Annotated in this window: 19 protein-coding genes; 8 read left to right on the top strand and 11 right to left on the bottom strand. The window is 52.2% G+C overall.

Features of this window, described 5'->3' with window-relative positions:
• Positions 1-52 precede the first annotated feature (52 nt).
• The 4 genes from DU000_RS06405 to DU000_RS06385 all read right to left on the bottom strand — a co-directional run bounded on the left by DU000_RS06405 (position 53) and on the right by DU000_RS06385 (position 3,790).
• Positions 53-937, bottom strand: a complete 885-nt coding sequence (locus tag DU000_RS06405) for a transporter substrate-binding domain-containing protein (protein ID WP_114402524.1) — start codon at positions 935-937, stop codon at positions 53-55.
• A gap of 214 nt (positions 938-1,151) precedes the next feature.
• A complete protein-coding gene (locus DU000_RS06395) occupies positions 1,152-2,054 on the bottom strand; it encodes an ornithine cyclodeaminase family protein (RefSeq protein WP_114402522.1) in 903 nt (300 codons plus the stop codon).
• On the bottom strand, positions 2,055-2,861 hold the full coding sequence (locus tag DU000_RS06390; RefSeq protein WP_114402521.1) for an aspartate/glutamate racemase family protein: 807 nt from the start codon (positions 2,859-2,861) through the stop codon (positions 2,055-2,057).
• 32 nt (positions 2,862-2,893) lie between these two features.
• A complete protein-coding gene (locus DU000_RS06385) occupies positions 2,894-3,790 on the bottom strand; it encodes an amino acid ABC transporter substrate-binding protein (protein WP_114402520.1) in 897 nt (298 codons plus the stop codon).
• A 179-nt stretch (positions 3,791-3,969) separates the two neighbouring features.
• Between DU000_RS06385 and DU000_RS06380 the strand changes: the two genes are divergently transcribed.
• Positions 3,970-5,397 carry a DEAD/DEAH box helicase gene (locus tag DU000_RS06380; protein WP_114402519.1) on the top strand — a complete coding sequence of 476 codons (1,428 nt, stop codon included), beginning with the start codon at positions 3,970-3,972 and terminating at the stop codon, positions 5,395-5,397.
• A gap of 47 nt (positions 5,398-5,444) precedes the next feature.
• Here the strand turns inward: DU000_RS06380 and DU000_RS06375 are convergent, their stop codons facing one another.
• The 3 genes from DU000_RS06375 to DU000_RS06365 are packed head-to-tail and all read right to left on the bottom strand — an operon-like array spanning position 5,445 to position 7,636.
• A complete protein-coding gene (locus DU000_RS06375; protein ID WP_114402518.1) occupies positions 5,445-5,867 on the bottom strand; it encodes a CoA-binding protein in 423 nt (140 codons plus the stop codon).
• Positions 5,864-6,808, bottom strand: coding sequence for a tRNA glutamyl-Q(34) synthetase GluQRS (gene gluQRS / locus DU000_RS06370; protein WP_114402517.1), 945 nt, complete (start codon positions 6,806-6,808; stop codon positions 5,864-5,866). The genes DU000_RS06375 and gluQRS overlap by 4 nt, the downstream gene beginning before the upstream one ends.
• A 45-nt stretch (positions 6,809-6,853) precedes the next feature.
• Positions 6,854-7,636, bottom strand: coding sequence for a ferritin family protein (locus tag DU000_RS06365; protein WP_114402516.1), 783 nt, complete (start codon positions 7,634-7,636; stop codon positions 6,854-6,856).
• Between the two features lie 325 nt (positions 7,637-7,961).
• Here DU000_RS06365 and DU000_RS06360 point away from each other — a divergent pair, with 325 nt between their 5' ends.
• From DU000_RS06360 to DU000_RS06350, 3 genes are read left to right on the top strand one after another with little or no spacing between them, the layout of a single operon-like run.
• A complete protein-coding gene (locus DU000_RS06360; protein ID WP_114402515.1) occupies positions 7,962-8,669 on the top strand; it encodes a pirin family protein in 708 nt (235 codons plus the stop codon).
• A 13-nt stretch (positions 8,670-8,682) separates the two neighbouring features.
• Positions 8,683-8,922: a DUF2798 domain-containing protein gene (locus tag DU000_RS06355; RefSeq protein WP_114402514.1), complete on the top strand. Its 240-nt coding sequence runs from the start codon at positions 8,683-8,685 to the stop codon at positions 8,920-8,922.
• 11 nt (positions 8,923-8,933) lie between these two features.
• Complete coding sequence (locus DU000_RS06350; RefSeq protein WP_114402513.1) at positions 8,934-9,503, top strand: flavodoxin family protein; 570 nt, start codon at positions 8,934-8,936, stop codon at positions 9,501-9,503.
• A gap of 40 nt (positions 9,504-9,543) precedes the next feature.
• Here DU000_RS06350 and DU000_RS06345 read toward each other — a convergent pair whose 3' ends face one another.
• Positions 9,544-10,473: an alpha/beta fold hydrolase gene (locus DU000_RS06345; RefSeq protein ID WP_158529648.1), complete on the bottom strand. Its 930-nt coding sequence runs from the start codon at positions 10,471-10,473 to the stop codon at positions 9,544-9,546.
• Positions 10,474-10,717: 244 nt separating this feature from the next.
• On the opposite strand from DU000_RS06345, the gene DU000_RS06340 reads away from it, so the two are divergent.
• Entirely contained in the window at positions 10,718-11,773 is a 1,056-nt protein-coding gene (locus DU000_RS06340) for a GlxA family transcriptional regulator (protein WP_114402511.1), read from the top strand.
• A 47-nt stretch (positions 11,774-11,820) separates the two neighbouring features.
• On the opposite strand, the gene DU000_RS06335 is transcribed toward DU000_RS06340, so the two are convergent.
• Complete coding sequence (locus tag DU000_RS06335) at positions 11,821-12,825, bottom strand: alpha/beta fold hydrolase (RefSeq protein ID WP_114402510.1); 1,005 nt, start codon at positions 12,823-12,825, stop codon at positions 11,821-11,823.
• Between the two features lie 17 nt (positions 12,826-12,842).
• Entirely contained in the window at positions 12,843-13,727 is an 885-nt protein-coding gene (locus DU000_RS06330; protein WP_114402509.1) for a sulfurtransferase, read from the bottom strand.
• Positions 13,728-13,839: 112 nt separating this feature from the next.
• Here DU000_RS06330 and dnaE point away from each other — a divergent pair, with 112 nt between their 5' ends.
• From dnaE to DU000_RS06315, 3 genes are read left to right on the top strand one after another with little or no spacing between them, the layout of a single operon-like run.
• Positions 13,840-17,340, top strand: a complete 3,501-nt coding sequence (gene dnaE, locus DU000_RS06325; RefSeq protein ID WP_114402508.1) for a DNA polymerase III subunit alpha — start codon at positions 13,840-13,842, stop codon at positions 17,338-17,340.
• Between the two features lie 10 nt (positions 17,341-17,350).
• A complete protein-coding gene (gene rfaQ / locus DU000_RS06320; protein ID WP_114402507.1) occupies positions 17,351-18,511 on the top strand; it encodes a putative lipopolysaccharide heptosyltransferase III in 1,161 nt (386 codons plus the stop codon).
• A 5-nt stretch (positions 18,512-18,516) separates the two neighbouring features.
• Positions 18,517-19,692 carry a glycosyltransferase family 4 protein gene (locus tag DU000_RS06315; protein WP_158529647.1) on the top strand — a complete coding sequence of 392 codons (1,176 nt, stop codon included), beginning with the start codon at positions 18,517-18,519 and terminating at the stop codon, positions 19,690-19,692.
• Positions 19,693-19,768: 76 nt separating this feature from the next.
• Here DU000_RS06315 and DU000_RS06310 read toward each other — a convergent pair whose 3' ends face one another.
• The gene (locus DU000_RS06310) at positions 19,769-20,362 is read right to left on the bottom strand and encodes a malonic semialdehyde reductase (RefSeq protein ID WP_114402505.1); all 594 of its coding nucleotides are present in this window, start codon (positions 20,360-20,362) and stop codon (positions 19,769-19,771) included.
• Between the last annotated feature and the right edge of the window lie 119 nt (positions 20,363-20,481).

The raw sequence follows: 20,481 nt of genomic DNA, 5'->3' as shown, positions 1-20,481 counted from the left end.
ACTCATAAAAAAAAGCGGGGCACAAGTCCCCGCCGCAAGGAGACGAATGATGTTAAGTCGCAGGTTTGTCGCTGTGCTTCTTAAGGTTTTCCTGTAACTCTTTACTCATTGGGAAGTTCAGGTTAGCCCCACGGGGTGGAATCGGGGATTGAAACCATTTTTTGTAGAGCTTTTCAAATTCACCTGATTTCATGAGATCGATAATGACGCCATCAACCAATTTTTTCATTTCAGGATCGTCTTTACGAACCATGCAGGCATAAGGCTCTACTTGCAGTGACTCACCTGTGATCTCTAGCTCTGCAGGGGCTTTGGAACTGGCAATCAGGCCAGCCAGGAGAATGTCATCCATTCCAAACGCAACGGCGCGGCCACTCTCAACCAGGAGCAGGGAGTCATCATGGTCTTTACCAAAAATCACATTCATACCGAGATTTTTATCTTGGTTATAGGCCCGCAAAACAGCCACGTTGGTTGTGCCTGTGGTGGAGGCAATGGTCTTACCTTTCAGGTCTTCAAAGGACTTGATGTTGCTGCTTTTCTTGGCCAGCAAGCGAGTCCCTGTGTAAAAGTAGTTGACTGCGAATGTCACTTGCTCGCCCCGCTGGCTATTGTTGGTAGTAGAGCCACACTCAATATCAATCGTCCCGTTACGGAGTAATGGAATACGGTTTTGTGACGTCACGGGTTGTAGTTTGACTTCAAGATTGGGTTTTTTCAGTTGGGCTTTGATTTTATCGACGATTTTGTTAGTGACATCAACGCCAATACCAACGGGCTTGCCATCAGCCAGATAGCTGAATGGAATCGAGGACTCACGATGAGCCACGGTAATGTAACCGCGTTCCTCAATTTTTTTCAGGGTGTTATTGTCTTGGGCGTGAGCGCCAAAACTTACCGTCGCCGTTAAACCAACTAGTAAACCAAATTTTTTCATTGTCATCTCCACACTTAGTAAGACACGAAAGAGCCGTGTGAAATGACTATAGCGAGGCCAGCGAGATATAAAAAGTCGTTTTTTTTAGTATTCGTATTAGGAAAACTTATAGACTCGGTTAAAAAGTAGCCCAGCAAACACTGGGCCGGCGGGCTGCACTGGGTGAGCAGTTAGGGACGGTACCCGCTAAGTACAACAAACAGTCATGGCGTGATCAGGCCATTAATTTTCGGTAGATATAGGCAGCTAGGGCAACGTCTTCAAGACCGATACCGACAGATTTATAAACCCGAATCTCATGCTGAATCGGGGGCAGTGGGCGGCTAATCAAGGCCCCCAGCTCCTGGACCTTGCTCTGCCACTGCGCCGGCTCACTCATGACAAATTCGCCTGCTTCACGTAAGGTTTGGCTGGCCCATTCGACACCAATCACGGTACTTCTGGCGAGCGCAGTGTCATCAAGTTCGCGGCAGTTTGGTTTCGAGGAGCCAATCGCAGTAATCAAGGTCCCTGGCTGAATATGATCGCCATTAAATAATGGCGTCGTACTGCGCGTTGCCGTTACAACGAGACCCGCAGAGGCAATAGCGGTAGCCGCCTCTGCGGCGGTCACAGGGAGATTAAACTCATGCTGTAAGCGTGCTGCGAAGGTGTCAACGTGCTCTAGCCCGACTACCTCGACTTGCTCAATCGCACTATTTGGAATACAGGCACGCGCATGCGCGTAGGCTTGTATCCCAGTGCCAAACAGCGTTAGTTTGGTTAAGCCTGCACCACCGAGGGCATCAATCGCAACTTTGGTGACTGCAGCGGTGCGCAGACCGGTTAAGGCATTACCTTCAACCACGGCCAATAATTCACCACTTTCACTGTCAAACAGGGGAATAACAAAATTAAACTGCCCCCGAATTGTCGGATAGACCTTGGCGGCCATGACACCTTGGCTGTGTAAAATCCCGCCCATGACAGACAGGTAACGTCCCTGGCTCTCGGCTCGCTGCCGGTCTAAGTTTGTTGCCTCACACCGTCCTAGCGCTGTAAAACAATCACGCATCACCGTGATGGCTTCTGGCATAGAAATGCTACTTTGTACCATTTCATCAGTAATGTATTTCAATTATGACTCCTTGTTTTCTAAAGCCAGTTGGCGCATTGCGGCTGCCAATACCTCGGTTGAATCGACCGCAATAGCACGTAATGTGGGATCATCGATAGCAACGCCGATTTCTGTGCAAAAGAAACCCAAATAAACCCGCTTACTGGCAATGACCTCCTGCACGGATTTATGTTTTCTTTGCGCAATCTCATTGAGCATGGCGTAAGCAACACGGGTGAAACGGGTGTTGGCAGCCTGAATATCGCCGGTTTTTACCCCGCCAATGTGCTGGCTCGGGTCGCCATAGATACCTTCATTAATCGCTATCTGATACTCAATTGAGGGAATGTGCGTCACGATGCCTGCTGCGCTCAGTGCGTTGCTGTAGAGGCCACTCCGGATGGTGCCTTCAGTCGCTAACAGAATCACCTCTTCTGCGCCCAGTTTTTTCAGGGCCTGCACAGAGGTGTCAATGATCGAGATAAATTCGACATAAGGGAATTCTTCCTTCAAATGTGACAACCAAAGATGGGCGGTATTACAAACCATACAAATTTTCTGGCAGCCCGCGCGCAAGAGCGTGATGACCGCACCCCGCAGACCATAGAGTGGGTTATCTGCCTGACTGAGTAACTGGCCTGCCTTGGTCGCATGGTAAGCAGTGGTTCGGTCTGCAACGTAGCTGGCATTGACGAGGACATAACTCGGGTAATCTTGGTCATGCTCGGCTGTACCGAGTAAATATTTCTCAAAATCAAGGTGAGCATGGGGCCCCATACCACCAATAATGCCAATCGGTGTCGCAAGACCGGATAGTGTATTTCTCATAACAGAACAGATTGATTCAATAGCAACAACAATTAGTCATTCACTTTATCGGTGGGAAATTTGAACGAGTCTCTGAGCAAGAAGGACATGGGAACATTCAAATTAATGCCACGGGGAGGAATGGGTGATTCAAACCATTTTTTGTATAAGGTATAGATTTCAAAGCTGGTAATCATCCGGGCGATCTCCCCATCAACCACGGCTTTGAGGCGCTTTTGATTTTTCGGCAGCATGATCGCGTAAGGTTCAATCGTCATGGGTTTACCAATCACTTCGTAATCATCTGGGTTCGCTGCACTGGCCCGTAAGCCATAGAGCAAAATGTCATCCATGGCGAACGCATCAACTTTTTTCTCGACCAGGAAACGAAAGCCTTCAGCATGATCTTTGGATTCCAAAATATTGAGGTTAAGTACCCGCTCGTCATTTTGTTTATGTAAGGTCTTGATATTGGTTGTTCCCTGTGTGGAGACAACCGTTTTCCCCCGTAAATCTTCAATCTTTTGGATACGATCAGCTTTACGCACCAGAAATTTTGCTGTTGAAATAAAGTGAGGAATCGTAAAGTCAACTTTTTGTCGGCGCTCGGCAGTATTGGTTGTCGAGCCACATTCCAGATCCGCTTTTCCTTCGGCAATGGCAGGAATTCTGGTCTGTGAGGTAACAACCAAGTAACGAATGGTGAGATTCGGGCGCTTATATTGTTTCTTGAGAGACTCAACGACAGCATGGCAAATATCCAAGCTGTAGCCTATCGGTTTACCGTTATCTAAATAGGAAAGCGGTACTGAGGCTTCCCGGTGAGCAATCACAATTTCATTTTTTTCCAGGATTTGATCGAGCCTGTCGCCAGCCAGAGCCAGGCTCGATAGGCCCAGACAACAGACCGATACCCAAAAAGAGCGCTGAGCTTTCCTGTAATTTGACATGATCACTCCAAGTAGTTAGACACAACGGCCACGGATGCTTGAAGGTTAGTCGGCGCCATAAAATAAGAAAAATTGCTTTTTCAGGGCCAAGTATTAGCAGAGCTTATAGAGTTGGGTTTGCTTAAATTTTGTAATGCAGACTAAATTAGAGGATAATGCCGATCTAACTTCCCACATTTATGACCACCAATACCCCTCCACTATTTAGCGATTTCAGCCTGGATGCCAGCATTCAGCAGGCCATCAGTGCCGCTGGTTATACCCAACCAACCCCGATTCAAGCGCAAGCTATTCCCGTGGTGATGCAGGGGCGTGATGTGATGGGCGCGGCGCAAACGGGTACGGGTAAGACCGCCAGTTTTTCGTTACCGATTATTCAAAACCTGCTGCCACAGCAAAATAGCAGCATGTCGCCAGCCCGGCATCCGGTGCGGGCATTGATTTTGACCCCCACGCGTGAACTGGCTGATCAAGTGGCCGATAATGTGCGGCAATACAGTCAATTTACCCAACTGCGGAGCGCGGCTGTATATGGTGGGGTGGATATGCAACCGCAGACGGCGGCCTTGCGCGGTGGGGTGGAGATTTTGATTGCGACGCCTGGGCGTTTGCTCGACCACGTTGGGCAGAAAAATGTGAATCTGAGCCAAGTGCAAATGCTCGTCTTGGATGAAGCCGATCGCATGTTAGACATGGGCTTCATGCCTGATTTACAGCGCATCTTGGACTTCCTGCCGAAGCAGCGCCAGACCCTGTTATTTTCGGCTACCTTCTCAGACGAGATCAAAAAACTCTCCAAGAAATTTCTGCAAAACCCGGTCACGATAGAGGTTGCGCGCAGTAACGCCACCGCCGATACCGTCAAGCAAATGGCCTATGACATTCCGGGGGATGAACACAAACGGGCGGCGGTATCGTACTTGATTCGCGAATTTGGCCTAACCCAAGTGATTGTCTTCCTGAATACTAAAATTGGCGCATCCCGCTTAACCCGCGAATTGCAGCGAGAGGGCATTGCAGCCGAAGCGATTCATGGCGATAAATCCCAAATCGAACGCATGAAAGCTTTGGATGGGTTTAAAGCGGGTAGCGTGGCGGTGTTGGTGGCAACCGATGTCGCGGCGCGTGGCTTGGATATTTCTGAGCTGCCTTGCGTGATTAACTGTGATTTGCCGTTCTCGCCAGAAGATTATGTCCATCGGATTGGGCGTACCGGCCGGGCAGGTAATGAAGGTGAAGCGATTTCCTTGGTCACGCCCGATGATGAGAAGTTATTGAGCGAGATTGAAAAGCTGATCAAACGCCCGCTTGAGCGGCGTAACCTGCCGGCTTCTGCCTATCAATTGCATCGTCGTCGTGAAGAAGCGCGTGAGGGTATCGCGGCTTCACAGGCTTCTGCCCGGCGCCGCCAACAGCCAACGATTGATCCCTGGTTTCTCCAGCCTTATCAGCCAAGCACGACCGTTGCGCCAGAGACTGCCACCGAATCACCCCCTTCTGCCGCAACTGGGCGCGCAACTCGCCCAGGTAGTGAGCCCCATCTCAAACCACGGGCGGCGCTTTTCGGCGGGCTGGGCGGGCGGTCTAGCGCTAAAAAGCCTTCCTAACTGACGCACCAAAACACGCCGCAGCCCACGGGCCTAAGATTTGTTAATTAACGACCGGCTTGCCAGCGCTGATGTTCAACCATCGCACAGCGATTCTCAACCACCCAGACGCCTGCTTGTTCACAGCTCGAGCGGGCAGTGTCATGTTGTATCCCGACTTGCATCCAGAAGCATCGGGCTTGCTTGGCTATAGCTACGGACGCCAGTGCGGGCATTTCTTCACTGCGGCGAAAACACAGCACCCAATCCAGTGCTTCTGGTATAGCGCTAAGCTCGGGGTAACTCACTTCACCCAATAGCAGCCGATGTCCCGGATTCACTGGAATCAGTTGATATCCCTGTAACTGTAAATAACGGCTGACGTAATGACTTGGACGGGCGGGATTCGGAGAAAGACCGACCACAGCAATCCGCCGGCATTGCGTAAAAATACGATCAAAGTTAGTGTTGGGTTGAGCGTGTGGATTCATGATGAAAGACTCTTTTGTCGGGGAGCACGCTTGGTCAGACCCCACTGGGAAATGGCTTTTTCCCACCAGACCGCAAGCTGTCGCGCCGGTGAAAGTGAAGCCAGTTCTAGCGCCGGAATAGGCAGCATCCCAAGATGGATCAAGGCTTGATTGAGCTGTACCAGCGGCGTCACTGGATTGAGTGGAGTCGCCCCCGTTTGCTTGCTCAACTTTTCCCCGGATGGGGCATAGACCAGCGGGATATGTCGATAGCGCGGCGTTGGCAGCCCCAAGAGGGTTTGTAGATACACTTGGCGGGCGGTGGAGCAACGTAAATCTTGGCCACGAACAACCTCTGTGACCCCGAGTTCAGCATCATCAACGACCACTGCTAATTGATAGGCCCAAATTCCATCCGCACGCAATAACACAATATCGCCAGTAGTTTCAGTCAGGTTTTCATCCTGCAAGCCGAGTTCGCACTCGGTAAAACGAATGGGGGCATCTGGGACTTTTAATCGCCATGCGCGCGGTGCTTTGCCTGCCCCTAATCCTGCTCGGCATGTGCCGGGATAAATGGGGTTGGGGCTACCATGCGCACGAGATGCCATGACCAGTTGCGAATCAGCAATTTCCTTACGAGTGCAGGCACAAGGGTAAATCACACCGAGCTGCTGTAGTGTGTCAAAGGCCCGCTGGTAGGGGGAGGGGCGTTGCGTATTACGAACTGATTGATAGATCACCGGGCCGTCCCAGCGCATGCCGAAGGCAGAGAGTGTCGTCAGGATCTCGCTACTGGCCCCAGCTTGGGTACGTGGGCTATCGAGGTCTTCAATCCGCAGGTGCCATTGCCCCTGTTCACTGCGGGCATCTAAATAGCTGGCAACCGCAGTAACCAGTGAACCAAAATGCAAAGGTCCTGTCGGAGAGGGAGCAAAACGACCGATATACATAGCCCGCATTGTAGCGACTTAATCGCGGGCGAGCGGGCTGAATCCCTGACAACCTTATGCGCCGAGGGCGCTCTGCGCCAGCCGCCAACTGGTAAATTTATAGGCTTGGCGTTGGGCCCAGCTCTCCAAGTGGAAGAATTTACCCAACAAATGACGGGTTTCTTCACGCACCAGGTTTTGGTAGAGGGCGCGGGTACTCAAGCGGTAGTAATCCTTGGGGGCTAGCGCTGAGAAAGGCATTGCACCATGCCAGTGGGTATGAATAGCGTTAAAAGCGAGTGCAAGATCTACCCGTTGCAATTTACGGGTGCGCTCCACCAAAATACTGACGCGTTGCCAAACCGAGAGCGACTCTTGTTGATTGTAGCGCTCATAGGCACGGCGAAATACATTGAAATGCCGCAGATGATCATCCGCAATACGTTTCAGCAGGTCTGCCAAGCGTGCGTCATCGACGTTTTCAGCCAGACTGCGATAAACGATGCTGGCTTGCGCTTCCATCCCGCAGCGGGCGAGTGATTCCTTGGCGGCACTTAATGGTTTCTCTTCTTGGGGCAAGCGCAGCGCAAATTGCGTAGCGAATTCGACATAAGCGCTATCCCAATCAAAGTTGGGCCAAGTTTGTCGAATATAGCTGCGGATCCAGTTGCCATGCCCAACTTCTTCTGCGTGCCAAGTGTTCCATAGCCAGCTTCTGAGGGCCTCGTCGTCATGATAGAGGCGCGCTAGGTTTTGCACAAAAGCGGGTGTCATGCACTCTAAAAAAGACAAAATTGTCAGCCGGTAAAAGGCGACGCGTTGATATGACTGTGAAGCAGGTTGAGAAGCGGATTTCATGATCGACTCCAGGACGAACAGGGAGACACGGCGTAAATTGCAAAATAATGTGTCGATGTGCGTACTATCGGCATTTTTATAAGGGTTGCCTACTAAAAAAAACAGAGTAGAAACAGGTGCACCTGCCGGTATCGTGTGGTGATACTTTTTGCTTAGTGGAACAAGGGAATCCGTTGCCGGTTACGCTGGGGCAAGTTGAGCCCTCGCCGTCTGCATCAAAATTATTCTATTTTTTGGGATAAATACCGCTTGTTTTTAATCTTTATCCCAAATTTATACCGTAGCATACTGCTGAACACGTTAACCGTAAGTGGAGGTAATCAACATGCAACGAGTGCGTTTATCTGCCGAACGGGGCTATGCCGACCATGGCTGGCTACAGTCCTACCATAGCTTCTCCTTTGCCGACTATTACGATCCGGCGCACATGCATTTTGGCGCCCTACGGGTGATCAATGAAGATTGGATTGCGCCGGGCATGGGTTTTCCTACGCATGGCCACCGGGATATGGAAATTATCACTTATGTGCTCGAAGGCGAGCTGGCACATCGCGACAGCATGGGTAACGGCTCGGTGATTACCCCCGGTAATGTCCAGCGCATGAGTGCCGGACGCGGGATTCAGCATTCTGAGTTTAATCACGCTAAAGATCGTAAAACGCATCTGCTACAAATCTGGATTCAGCCGAATGTGCGTGGCGGCGATCCTAGCTATGAAGAAAAACACTTTACGCAAGCTGAAAAAAGCGGGCAGTGGCGCGTGCTGGCCGCACCGCGTGAGGTTGCGGCGGAACTCGGGGCCGTCGCCATTCAAGCACAAGCCTATTTGTACGGTACGTATTTAGAGGGCGACGCAATGCTCAGCCGGCCCTTAGCCGCAGGACGGCGCGCCTACGTTCACGTGGCACGCGGTGAGTTGCACGTCAATGGCCAAGCACTTCAAGCGGGAGATGCTTTGTTGATTGGGGCAGAGACCGACATTGTGCTTGATCAGGCGCGCGCCGCTGAAGTGTTGCTGTTTGATTTGGAATAGATTTGGAATAGCGATGAAAAAAATTCCCTCTCGGTACACGGGTTATGTCTTTGCATTTTGGATGGCTTTACTGATGGCGCTCATCATGTCGGCCGCCATTACGGCGCTCAACACCGGCTTGGGTGCTGGGTTTGTTGGGCGCTGGTTACATGCCTATCTCTTAGCTTTTCCGATTGCCTTGGTCGCAATCAATCTTGTTCGTCCGCTGGTGATGAAATTGGTAAGTGTGTGTGTTGAACCTGTCTCTCAATAAAGGAGCTTTAAATGACTCAAGTTGCAATCGTTTATCACTCTGGCTATGGCCATACCAAAAAACAAGCCGAGGCCGTACAGGCTGGCGCAGCGGCAGCAGGGGCGCAAGCCACGCTCTATGCAATTGATGCTGAGGGTAATTTGCCTGAAGCGGCATGGGCTGAGCTTGATGCGGCTGATGCTATCGTCTTTGGTTCACCTACTTACATGGGCACGGTATCCTGGCAATTCAAAAAGTTTGCGGATGCCAGCTCCAAAGCCTGGTTTACACAAAAATGGAAAGACAAAGTCATGGCGGGCTTTACCAACTCCGCCACAATGAATGGCGATAAACTCTCTACCCTGCACTATTTCTTTACGCTGGCGATGCAACACAGTGCCATTTGGGTCGGTACCGGCCTCATGCCCAGCAATAGTAAAGCTGCGCAAAGGAATGATGTGAATTACCTGGGTTCCTTTGCGGGGCTAATGGCGCAATCTCCGTCCGATTCCAGTCCCGAAGAAGGGCCACTCCCTGGCGATTTAGAAACTGCCAAATTATTTGGGCAGCGCGTGGCTACCACCGCCGTCAAACTCAAATAAAGGCAGCACTCTCAGTTTGCATGGGGGTGATCAGCGTGCCTTAATGCGCATCCGTGTGCATCATCGTACATGGATCGGAACCTGAAATAAACTGAGTCACGGCTTCAATCACCGTTGGGTCACGCAGAATTTTCTGGTGACCCAATTTTTTTGTCATTAGCGATTGTGCGTGGGGCCAGTGACGTTGATAGCGTGCAAGCTCATCCAAGCCAACGACCGGATCATCTTCGTCATACACCAATAATGCCGCAACTTGTTTGGGCACGACCGCGGCCTCAACACGCATGGTGGAAAAAGGCAGATGCAATTTCTCTTCCCAACCACGTTGAATCGCTGCAGTATGACTGGCTGACAGACCCAAGGCTTGGCCAAAGCGCATCAGTGACAATTCCATATCGGCAGGAGCGCCTAGTAAGGCGATCCGCCGCAAACTGCTTAATGATCTGGCATGGTGTGTAAGTGCATACGTTAAGGCACCACCACCGAATGAATGACAAATTGCGCCCACGAGATTTGGTTGCAAGGTAAAGAGATGTTCAATCGCCTCACTCCACAAGGGTAAGGTTGCCAAGCGTCCCATGCTATGGCCATGCGCCGGCATATCGACGGTAATCACGGCCAAGCCCTGACGCAATAACGCATTCACAAAAGGCCCCATTTGCAATCCCCAGCCCCCCCAGCCATGAATGAGGAGAATGGTGGGGCGCGTGTCGATTTGTCCCCAGCCATACGCCTGTAGGGTTTGTTGCTGTTGCCGATGGCGAGGCTGGAAGCACCAGCGTAGCGAATGAAACGGGGGGTATTGGTTGTAGTCATAGCGAATCCGGCGTGGCCCCGCTGGCTGCGCAAATATACGCATGCCCCAATGTTGCGCTAAGCGTGGGCTGATCACCGCGCTGGCCTTGAGGCCCACCCTTAAACCTGCTAGCTGTATGTAGCGCGAGGAAAGCTTGACGAATCTTTTTAGCATCTCGGTCTTTCTCATTAATAGCGGATGGACTTAGATTAGCTATTTACAGGGCAGGGGCGTAGTGGCAATAATGACATTGATAATGTCATTATTGCCAATCGACTTAGCGGACAAGAAGCACTATGCTGATTACTAACGAGTCGAAATCCTTTCCTACATTAACGCTGTACTGTTTGCTGCCATATCGACTGGATTTGCCTTCTCTTTGTCCTCTCTTTGCACTGTCTGCTACTCGGAGCCACGCATGTCGCCATCTAAGCAACCTAAACCGCCATCGGCTAAAGCACGCCAGGTCGATATTTTTATTTATCCAGGGGTGAGTTTTTCGGCGGCGCTGATGATGCAAGATTTTTTAAATCTAGCGAATCAACTCTTTGCCGATGCAACCAGTCCTATGTATCAAGCACAATACAGGCCGTTTGATATTCGGCTGGTGGGGATGGAAACACGCCTGAAAAACATTCCATTTCGCGCGGCAGATCATGCCGTTAGCTTGCAATTACAGGCACCGAGGGCGGCTCCCGCGTTGATTTTTATTCCCCCACTCTGGTATGACACGGGTAAACAACTCGCCACCATCGTACAGCAGCAAGCCACCCTCGGGGATTGGCTCTGTCAGCAGCACGCCGCGGGCAGCATCATCGCCAGCAGCTGCACGGGCACCACACTGCTGGCGCAAGCGGGATTGCTCAATCAAACCCAAGCAACGGGTTGCTGGTGGTTGGCTAATTGGTATGCACGGCATACGCCCAACGCACAGTTTTGTCTGGAAAAGTTGGTGCATGTTGAAAACCGCATTTGGACAGCGGCGGCAGGCACGGCATTTTTTAATTTGTTCTTAGAGTTAATGACGCATTTTGCCGGGGCAGAGGCCGCAACAATTCTGAGCCGCATGCTCTTAGTGGCACCCAACGACGCCCCGCAAGCGGCGTTTATGAGTCGGCCCGCAGTGAGTAATATTGAAGATATTGTGGTGGCCAAAGCGCAGCGCTGGCTGGCCAAGCATTTGGCACAGCCATTTAATCTCGATGCCTTGGCTGCGGCATGCGCCGTGAGTAGCCGCACACTGATGCGTCGCTTTAAACAAGTCTTGGGAATGACGCCCTTGAGTTATCTACAGCATGAGCGAATAGCGAAAGCTTTGCTTGCGAGTACCGGGTTATCTCATGTCTTGATTATGGAGCGAGTCGGCTATAGCGATTTAAGCTCTTTTCGCAAATTATTTCGGACGCATACGGGATTAACCCCTACGGATTATCGTGAACGCTTTCGCTCACGCCGTCGCCTGTCTCAGGTTTAGTCTCAACGATGCGGATTCACTCATCCTACGAGGAAAGTGAAGAGAGTTTAACGACTCACCGGATCACTATACGCTTTGGCGTATGGCGTTGTAATTCGGCCTTCCCGCACCCACAGTAAGAGGGTACGTAGGAAATCATTGCGGTAGTCTTGCACAGGACTCGCTAAAAAGTGATTCGCGCGTGGGTACATCAGCAACTCAATATTCCGTTTACCTAACCGGTAGCTTTGTCGGCGCAAAAACATCGCGGATTCGAGCGGGACACTGGTATCTAGCTCGCCCATGGCAACTAACATTGGTTGTTTGAGGGCAGCGACATAGGGCACGCTGCTGTAATCTAGAAAGCTACCCCACCAGCGTACACTGTTGCCCCACAGTAAGATCGTGCTGTTATCCTGATGGGTCTGGATCGCATTAACAATCGTTGGCACGTCAATCGACTCACGATGCTTATTAACCAGTAGTTGTAACTCTTGGCGCAAGGGGAGTCCACCGGCGCCAACCAGGGCCAAGTGCGTGACTTCATGCAGTGATTGAGCCACTGCCGGGGCGATCATGCCGCCTTCTGAAATTCCCAGCAAGATCACAGGACGTAAAGCAACCGTTGGTAGTTTACGAAGCTGAGCTTGGATAAACTCGATCTGATCCCCCACGATTTGTTTCGCATACGCTTGGCGATGGTACTCGTTACTGCAGTTCGGGCTTTGGCTATTGGCGACCCCCCGCTTTTCGAGCATCCAGACCTGAATCGATCCTTGGACTGAATCAAAAAAGTGCCGCAATGCACTTTCTCCACGGGCGCAACCTGCTCCACCGAGGACAAAAATGACTGGCTGTTGAGCGAGCAGGGGGCCAAGCTGCATCTCATAATAGCTTGACTGTCCACCGTCACTGAACTGAAAGGTATGCGTCACTAAATTCAGTGGCACGCCATAGGTCGTCAGATACTTAGTGGTCTCGCTGGTAGATTGGCACCCGACGACACAGTACAAAATGCCAATGACGAAGCCGAGTGCCCAACGTTGCCTGATTGTTCGTGACTGATACGTCATCACCAATAAGAATAGGGTCAGCGTTGTGTTGAAGGGTCTTGCAAGTTTTTGTGCGAGAGCCGGTGTTTCTGTGGATCAAAACAATGCGGGCAATAGTGATGCTCCACATACATCGGTGAGCGGCGCTCTTCCGCATTCAGTGCTGCGCCACACTTGAAGCAGGGGACCTTTTCGGCTTCTTCTAATTTGGGGTTCACAGCTACCCGCTGGTCAAACACAAAACAATTACCCTTCCAGTGGTCTCCGCCAACTTCTTCAAAGTATTTCAAAATACCGCCTTCGAGTTGGTAGGTATTGGTCAACCCAAGTTCATGCATGTAAATCGCCGCTTTCTCGCAGCGGATGCCGCCGGTGCAAAAGCTCACCACCGTTTTATCGGCAAACTCATCCTTGTTTTGCGCAATGATGTCGGGGAATTCGCCAAAGGTTTTAATGTTGTATTCCTTGGCCGCTTCAAAGGTGCCGTAGCTCACTTCGTAATCGTTACGGGTGTCAAGCAACACCACCGGTTTGCCATCATCATCATGACCTTGATCTAACCACTGCTTGAGTTTCGCGGGGGGCACGCTGGGCGCGCGGCCTAATTCCGGCTTGATCAGCGGGTGCTTCATCGTGATGATTTCTTTTTTCAGCCGCACCAACATCCGTTTGAAGGGCTGGTAGTCCGTCAAACTTTCTTTGGGTTGAATATCCGCAAAGCGTTCATCTTGTTTGAACCAAGCGAAAAAGGCATCAATCGCCGCGCGCGACCCCGCCAAAAACATATTGATGCCTTCCTCCGCCAGCAACACCGTACCGCGCAAATCTAGCGCATGGCATTGCGCCAGAATGCGTTCGCGTAATTCAGGACGATCGGTCAAAGTGATGAATTTGTAGGTGGAGATGTTGACAATACTGCTCATGGCGGGCTCGGTAAGAAAACAGATGATGATTCAGAGGGCCGTATTTTAAGCGACTTCACGGTTTTCCCCTAATTGCCAGTCCGATCCCTGAATTGAACGGTAAAATAAGACGATGATTGCCTCTCAATCCCCCGCCCCCATCCAGTTCGTCCACCTCCGCTGCCACTCCGAGTTTTCGGTGGTGGACGGTATTGTGCGAATTGGCGATTTGGTCAAAAAAGCGGCGGCTGACAATATGCCAGCCGTGGCCTTAACGGATGTGTCCAACCTCTTTGGCATGGTCAAGTTTTACCGTGCGGCACGTGGTAAAGGCGTCAAGCCGATTGTGGGGGCAGATGTTTGGATTACCAACGAAGCGGACCGCGATAAACCTTTTCGCGGGCTGTTGCTGGTCAAAAACAAAAGTGGTTACTTGCAACTGTGCGCACTACTAAGCCGCGCCTTTCTCGAAAACACCTGGCGTGACCGCGCAGAGATTAAATTTAGCTGGTTTGAGGAGATGGGTTGCAAGGGCCTGATCGCCCTGTCCGGCGCGCAGCATGGCGAGGTCGGCATGGCCTTGGCGGCGGGCAATCAAGCCGGTGCGAAGGCGGCCGCCGAACGCTGGGCCGCACAATTCCGCGCCTCGTTTTACCTCGAAATTCAGCGCTATGGCCAAGCTGGGGCAGAAGTGGCGGTGCACGATACGGTAGCGCTGGCGACGCAACTCCACTTGCCCGTGGTGGCCACCCATCCCATCCAGTTTTTACAGCCCGAAGATTACCGGGCGCATGAGGCGCGGGTCTGTATTGCCGATGGCGAAATTCTCTCTAATCCGCGTCGCAATAAACGCTTTACCGCCGATCAGTACGTGAAGACGCAGGCCGAAATGGCCACCCTGTTTGCGGATGTGCCGAGTGCCCTGCAAAACACCGTGGAAATTGCCAAGCGCTGCAACCTCACGCTGGAATTGGGCAAACCCAAGCTGCCGCTGTTCCCCACGCCAGATGGGATGTCGCTGGATGACTATTTGCGTCATCTCTCCAATGAGGGTTTGCAAAAACGCTTATTACAGCTCTACCCCAATCCCGCCGACCGTGAAGCGAAACGGGAAGAATACGAAAGCCGCCTTAAGCTGGAATGTGACACCATTATTCAAATGGGCTTCCCCGGCTACTTTTTGATTGTGCAGGACTTTATTAACTGGGCCAAGCGCAATGGCGTGCCGGTGGGGCCGGGGCGTGGCTCGGGCGCGGGTTCACTCGTGGCATTTAGCCTGGGCATTACCGATCTTGATCCGCTGCCGTATGACTTGCTGTTCGAGCGCTTCTTAAACCCTGAACGTGTTTCCATGCCTGACTTTGATATTGACTTCTGTCAGGACGGCCGTGATCGCGTGATTGACTACGTGAAAGAAGCGTATGGCCGCGATGCGGTCTCGCAGATTGCTACTTTTGGTACGCTTGGGGCGAAGGCGGTGATTCGCGATTGTGGCCGTGTGTTGGATTTGCCCTATGGCTATTGCGATAGCTTGTCCAAACTCATCCCGCACAGCCCGACCGATCCGTGGGATTTGGAACGGGCCTTGAAAGACGAGCCGCAGTTCAAAGAGCGCTTTGATACCGAAGATGAAGCCCGTGAAATTGTCGAACTGGCGCGCCCCCTCGAAGGCCTCACCCGCAATATCGGGATGCACGCCGGTGGGGTGTTGATTGCGCCCGGCAAGCTGACCGATTTCTGCCCACTGTATTGCGCCCCAGGCACCGATTCGGTGGTGTCGCAATACGATAAAGACGATGTCGAAGCGGTTGGCTTGGTCAAGTTCGACTTCTTGGGTCTACGTAACTTAACGATTGTCGATTGGGCAGTGCGCTACATCCATCGCCTCGGTTCGCAGCCCACCGATTGGACGCTGGATGCGTTGAATGGCTTTGATGATCCGGCCGCCTATCGTTTGCTGAGTGATGGCAATACCACCGCGGTGTTCCAGCTGGAATCGCGCGGCATGAAAGAGCTGCTCAAAAAGCTCAAGCCCAGCGTGTTTGAAGACATCATCGCGGTGCTCGCGTTGTATCGCCCCGGCCCGCTTGGCTCGGGCATGGTGGACGACTTTATTCTGCGGAAACACGGCAAAGCCGAAGCCGATTATTTCCACCCTGCGCTCGAACCGGTACTCAAGCCCACCTATGGCGTGATCGTGTATCAGGAACAGGTGATGCTGATCTCGCAGGTGATCGGTGGCTACACACTCGGCGGCGCGGATTTGCTACGCCGTGCCATGGGTAAGAAAAAGCCAGAAGAGATGGCCAAGCATCGCGGCATCTTTACCGAAGGCGCGCAAAAAGGCGGTTTCGATACTAATCTTGCCACCAAGTTATTCGACTTGATGGAGAAGTTTGCCGAATACGGTTTTAACAAGTCGCACACCGCCGCTTATGCGGTGGTGGCCTACCAAACCGCGTGGTTGAAAGCGCATCACCCGGCGGAGTTTATGGCGGCCACGTTGTCATCCGATATGGACGACACCGACAAAGTCAAAATCTTTGTCGAAGATGCGCTCACCAGTTGTGACCTGACTGTATTACCGCCGGATGTGAATGCCTCGGAATACCGCTTTGTACCAGTCGATGCGCGTACCATTCGTTATGGTTTGGGGGCAATTAAAGGCACCGGTGAAAATGCGGTGAATGCGATTATCGCTGCCCGTGAAGAAAAACCGTTTACCGATCTGTTTGATTTTTGTATTCGCGTCGATAAACGCCAAGTCAATCGCCGCACGATTGAAGCACTCATTCGCGGTGGTGCCTTTGATACGCTGAATGATGACCGGGCCACCTTGCTCGCGACCGTTGAGCGGGCGATGGCCGCCGCCGAGCAAGCGGAACGCAGCGCCGGGCAGGGGGGGTTGTTTGATGGTGGCGGCGAGGATGATGGCCCCAGCCACAATGGCCATGAATATGTCCGCGCCCCGCGTTTTAGTGAACGCGAAAAACTCCAGCAAGAAAAAACTGCCCTCGGTTTTTATCTCAGCGGCCATTTGTTCTCGGCCTATGCCCCCGAAGTTCGGCGTTTTGCGCGGGCCAAACTGGCCGATATTCGCCCAGCACGCGACCCGCAAACTTTGGCAGGCATCGTCGTCACCGTGCGCACGCAAATGGGCAAACGTGGCAAGATGGCCTTTGCCTTGCTCGATGACGGTAGCGACCAACTGGAAGTCTCTATTTTTGCTGATGCTTACGATAAGTACCGCGCTTACTTGCGTGAAGACGAGTTGGTGGTAATTCAGGGCAAGGTGAGTGAAGATACCTATAGTGGTGGCATGCGCGTCGTGGTGGATAAAGTGATGGATGTCGCTGCTGCCCGTGCCAACTATGCACGCGGACTGCTGTTAGAACTCGACGCAGCGGGCAAAGTCCCCACGACCCCCGCGCAGTTAAAGAGTTGGCTGCAACCCCACTGCGCCGCCCTGACAAACAATGCCGAGGAAGGCTGTCCTGTCCTCGTTCGTTTTCATAATGGACAAGCCTTGTGTGAACTCCAGCTAGGACCGGCTTGGCGGATTCGGCCGCATGACGATTTGCTGCTTCATTTACGCAGTAAATTGGGCGACAATGCGGTGCAATTAAAATACTGAGATAACACGCATGGCGTCATTGCACACTTCAGATTGGAATTTTCAGCACCCTAAGGATGCCATCGACTGGCGCAAAGTCAAGCGTGTCCTGGTGATCAAGCTCAGGCATCACGGCGATGTCTTGTTGACTACCCCGCTGCTGAGCAGCCTAAAACAGCTCAATCCACAGCTTGATATTGATGCTTTGGTCTATACCGACACCATGCCGATGTTGATGGGTAACCCCGCTTTGCGCATGATTCATGGCATCGATAAACGCTGGAAGAAATTACCCTGGTTTACACGTTTGCGGCGCGAGTACAAGCTCTGGCATAGCCTGAAACAGCAGCGCTATGACTTGATTTTGCATCTAACGGAAAACAATCGTGGTATGTGGCTCGTCCGCAGCCTTAAGCCACGCTGGTCGGCAACCTACAAGGGCGGCCATGTCACCTTGCTCTGGAAGCGTACGTTTACCCACTTGGTGCCGCAGCCCATCGGGCCAGCCGGTGCCCGTCGTCATACGGTTGAAAAACATCTTGATGTACTGCGCCGTTTAGGGGCCAATTTAAGCGAACAACCAGCACCGCTGCGCCGGTTACAAATCGTTCCTGGCGAGCGTGCAACCGATGTCATTACCACTACCTTAGCAGCTGTCCAGTTTGACGAGAAACAATTTATCCATGTCCATCCTGCTTCACGCTGGTTTTTTAAATGTTGGTCGGTGGAAAAAAATAGTTTGCTACTGGATAAGTTATTCGAACGGGGTGAGCGGATTGTCTTAACTGCCGCACCGGATAGTAAAGAATCTGCCATGATTGATGCGATCTTGGATCAGCTGGAAACCCCACGCCATATTCTCGAAAAACGCTTTTTGAATTTGAGTGGGCAGTTGACGTTGCGTGAAATGGCAGCCTTAACTGCCCGTGCGAAAGCCTTTATTGGGGTTGATTCAGCGCCCATGCACATCGCAGCAGCCGTACAAACCCCGGCAGTGGTCTTATTTGGCCCTTCGGGTGAACTGGAGTGGGGCCCGTGGCAGAGCCCACACCGGTTGATTACCAGTCAAGAGTATGCCTGTCGTCCTTGTGGCATTGATGGTTGTGGTGGTGGCAAAGTCAGTGATTGTCTGGCTACTTTGCCCGTTTCACGTGTGATGCGAGCGCTCGATGACCTGTTGGCCCAATCATGAGGCCAGTGGCGACAAGTGACGCGCCCTACATCGGCTTGGTCCGGCAACGGTACAACCCGTTTGGCGGCGCAGAGCGCATCATTCAGCGGACCATTTTGGCCTTGCATGGGATTGGTCATCGGGTAGCGCTCTATACCCGTGAGTGGGCCCCTGCGCCTGATGCGCCAGCCGTCGATAAGCAAGAGCCAACGCCAGATCGTATCGTTCTGTGCCAGCCGCGTTACCTGACCAAAGTTGGGCGGGAAAAAAAATTTGCTGAGGCGGTTCATGCGGCCGTCAACCGCCAGCCCCCGGCACTGGTACAAACACATGAGCGTATTCCCGGTTTTGACCTTTATCGGGCAGGGGATGGTGTACATGCCACTTGGCTTGAGCTCTGTGCGGAAGCCGCGGGTAAGCGCCGTCTGTGGTCGCAGCAGCTCAATCCCTTTCACCATTATCTGGTGAAAACCGAGAGGGCACTGTTTACCCATCCCACCCTGCGCGCTGTAATCTGTAATTCCCAGCTCGTGCAACGCGATATTCAACAACGTTTTGGTTTGCCCTTGGCGCAATTACCCTTGATTCGGAACGGGATTGACAGCAACGTTTTTTACCCGATATCGCCTGCACAAAAAGCGGCATTGCGACAGCAGTACTTGACGGCGCTCAATATCCCGCCCGAGGCGCATGTCTTTTTATTTGTGGGTTCCGGTTACGCACGCAAGGGCGTTGGACGTCTCATGACAGTCTGGCCCGCCTTGCCGCCGCATGCACACTTGATTGTGATAGGGCAAGATCGGCAGTTCAAACAATATCAACAGCGTGCCCGTGAGCAGGCGCAAATTCATCTGCTGGGGCCGCAAGCAAATGTGCGTGCTTGGTATCAGTTGGCGGATTGTTTTGTGTTACCGACTCTGTATGACCCTTTTCCCAATGCTGCGCTAGAGGCAATGGCTTGTGGTTTGCCGGTAATTACAACTCAGACCTGTGGTGCTGCCGAAGTGCTGACACCAGATATCGGGTGGATTGTGCCGGCACTGGATCAGGCTGCTTTAACACAAGCCTTATTTCTCGCAGCCAGCCTGTCACGCGATACTTTGACGAACCGGGGGCTGCGCGCCGCCCAGTTGGCGCAAGCGTATTCACTGGAAAATATGGGGCAAGCCCTAGGCACCTTATATCAAACGATTTTAACGTGAACGCTAAGCTGCGCTGTTAAGGTTCACAAGCGCAATCCGTTAACCGAGTAAAGCTAGACTGCCTTGATCCCAATCGTTAAACGATGCGGCAAACATGAGAAAAAGATAATTTCGGCAAGCGCTCGTGTAAGTGGCTGGCATCGCCATAACCCAAATTACACAAAAAATTTACCTTGATTGAGCGATCAGGAAAAAAGGCGGCTTCGACCTGTGCAGCGTCAAAGCCACTCATGGGGCCACAGTCTAGGCCCAGCGCCCGTGCTGCCAGCATCAGATAGGCCCCTTGCAAGCTGCTATTGCGAAATGCAGTGGCATGAATGATCGCATCATTACCCGTAAACCAGCTACGCGCATCGGCATGGGGGAAGAGCTGGGGAAGCTGTTCATAAAATTGCAAATCCATGCCAATAATGGCCGTGACAGGGGCTTGCATGGTTTTTTCGACATTCCCCTGCGCCAGGGCTGGCCGCAGTTTTTCTTTGGCGGCGGCAGATTGCACAAAAACAATCCGTGCGGGTGAGCAATTCGCGCTGGTTGGGCCAAACTGCCAGAGTTCATATAACGCTTCCAGCGTGGCTGTGCTCACCGGGCGGTCCAGCCAGTGACTATGGGTGCGGGCGGTAGTAAAGAGTTGGGCGAGGGCGGCGGCCGGCAGTGGCGTATGAGACATAAGCGTATCGAGAGAAGTTAAACACTTCTGCCATTTTTACACATAATCCCTAATATCACCCAGAAAACACTTCGGCTATGATGATGGCGATCGCCAACATGAATCTACTTAACGATGAT

This window comes from Parvibium lacunae, from assembly GCF_003335215.1.
GTDB classification, from domain to species: domain Bacteria; phylum Pseudomonadota; class Gammaproteobacteria; order Burkholderiales; family Burkholderiaceae_D; genus Parvibium; species Parvibium lacunae.
Note: the sequence above shows the minus strand (reverse complement) of the source record. Positions and strands in the feature narration are given on the sequence as shown.

What these genes read in the sequence shown, in the direction of transcription:
- DU000_RS06380 (WP_114402519.1), top strand. Translation starts at nt 3,970, where the DNA reads ATGACCACCAATACCCCTCCACTATTTAGCGATTTCAGCCTGGATGCC.
- DU000_RS06350 (WP_114402513.1), top strand. Translation starts at nt 8,934, where the DNA reads ATGACTCAAGTTGCAATCGTTTATCACTCTGGCTATGGCCATACCAAA.
- dnaE (WP_114402508.1), top strand. Translation starts at nt 13,840, where the DNA reads ATGATTGCCTCTCAATCCCCCGCCCCCATCCAGTTCGTCCACCTCCGC.
- DU000_RS06310 (WP_114402505.1), bottom strand. Translation starts at nt 20,362, where the DNA reads ATGTCTCATACGCCACTGCCGGCCGCCGCCCTCGCCCAACTCTTTACT.
- DU000_RS06385 (WP_114402520.1), bottom strand. Translation starts at nt 3,790, where the DNA reads ATGTCAAATTACAGGAAAGCTCAGCGCTCTTTTTGGGTATCGGTCTGT.
- DU000_RS06335 (WP_114402510.1), bottom strand. Translation starts at nt 12,825, where the DNA reads ATGACGTATCAGTCACGAACAATCAGGCAACGTTGGGCACTCGGCTTC.
- DU000_RS06345 (WP_158529648.1), bottom strand. Translation starts at nt 10,473, where the DNA reads ATGCTAAAAAGATTCGTCAAGCTTTCCTCGCGCTACATACAGCTAGCA.
- DU000_RS06405 (WP_114402524.1), bottom strand. Translation starts at nt 937, where the DNA reads ATGAAAAAATTTGGTTTACTAGTTGGTTTAACGGCGACGGTAAGTTTT.
- rfaQ (WP_114402507.1), top strand. Translation starts at nt 17,351, where the DNA reads ATGGCGTCATTGCACACTTCAGATTGGAATTTTCAGCACCCTAAGGAT.
- gluQRS (WP_114402517.1), bottom strand. Translation starts at nt 6,808, where the DNA reads ATGCGGGCTATGTATATCGGTCGTTTTGCTCCCTCTCCGACAGGACCT.
- DU000_RS06365 (WP_114402516.1), bottom strand. Translation starts at nt 7,636, where the DNA reads ATGAAATCCGCTTCTCAACCTGCTTCACAGTCATATCAACGCGTCGCC.
- DU000_RS06390 (WP_114402521.1), bottom strand. Translation starts at nt 2,861, where the DNA reads ATGAGAAATACACTATCCGGTCTTGCGACACCGATTGGCATTATTGGT.
- DU000_RS06340 (WP_114402511.1), top strand. Translation starts at nt 10,718, where the DNA reads ATGTCGCCATCTAAGCAACCTAAACCGCCATCGGCTAAAGCACGCCAG.
- DU000_RS06330 (WP_114402509.1), bottom strand. Translation starts at nt 13,727, where the DNA reads ATGAGCAGTATTGTCAACATCTCCACCTACAAATTCATCACTTTGACC.
- DU000_RS06355 (WP_114402514.1), top strand. Translation starts at nt 8,683, where the DNA reads ATGAAAAAAATTCCCTCTCGGTACACGGGTTATGTCTTTGCATTTTGG.
- DU000_RS06360 (WP_114402515.1), top strand. Translation starts at nt 7,962, where the DNA reads ATGCAACGAGTGCGTTTATCTGCCGAACGGGGCTATGCCGACCATGGC.
- DU000_RS06375 (WP_114402518.1), bottom strand. Translation starts at nt 5,867, where the DNA reads ATGAATCCACACGCTCAACCCAACACTAACTTTGATCGTATTTTTACG.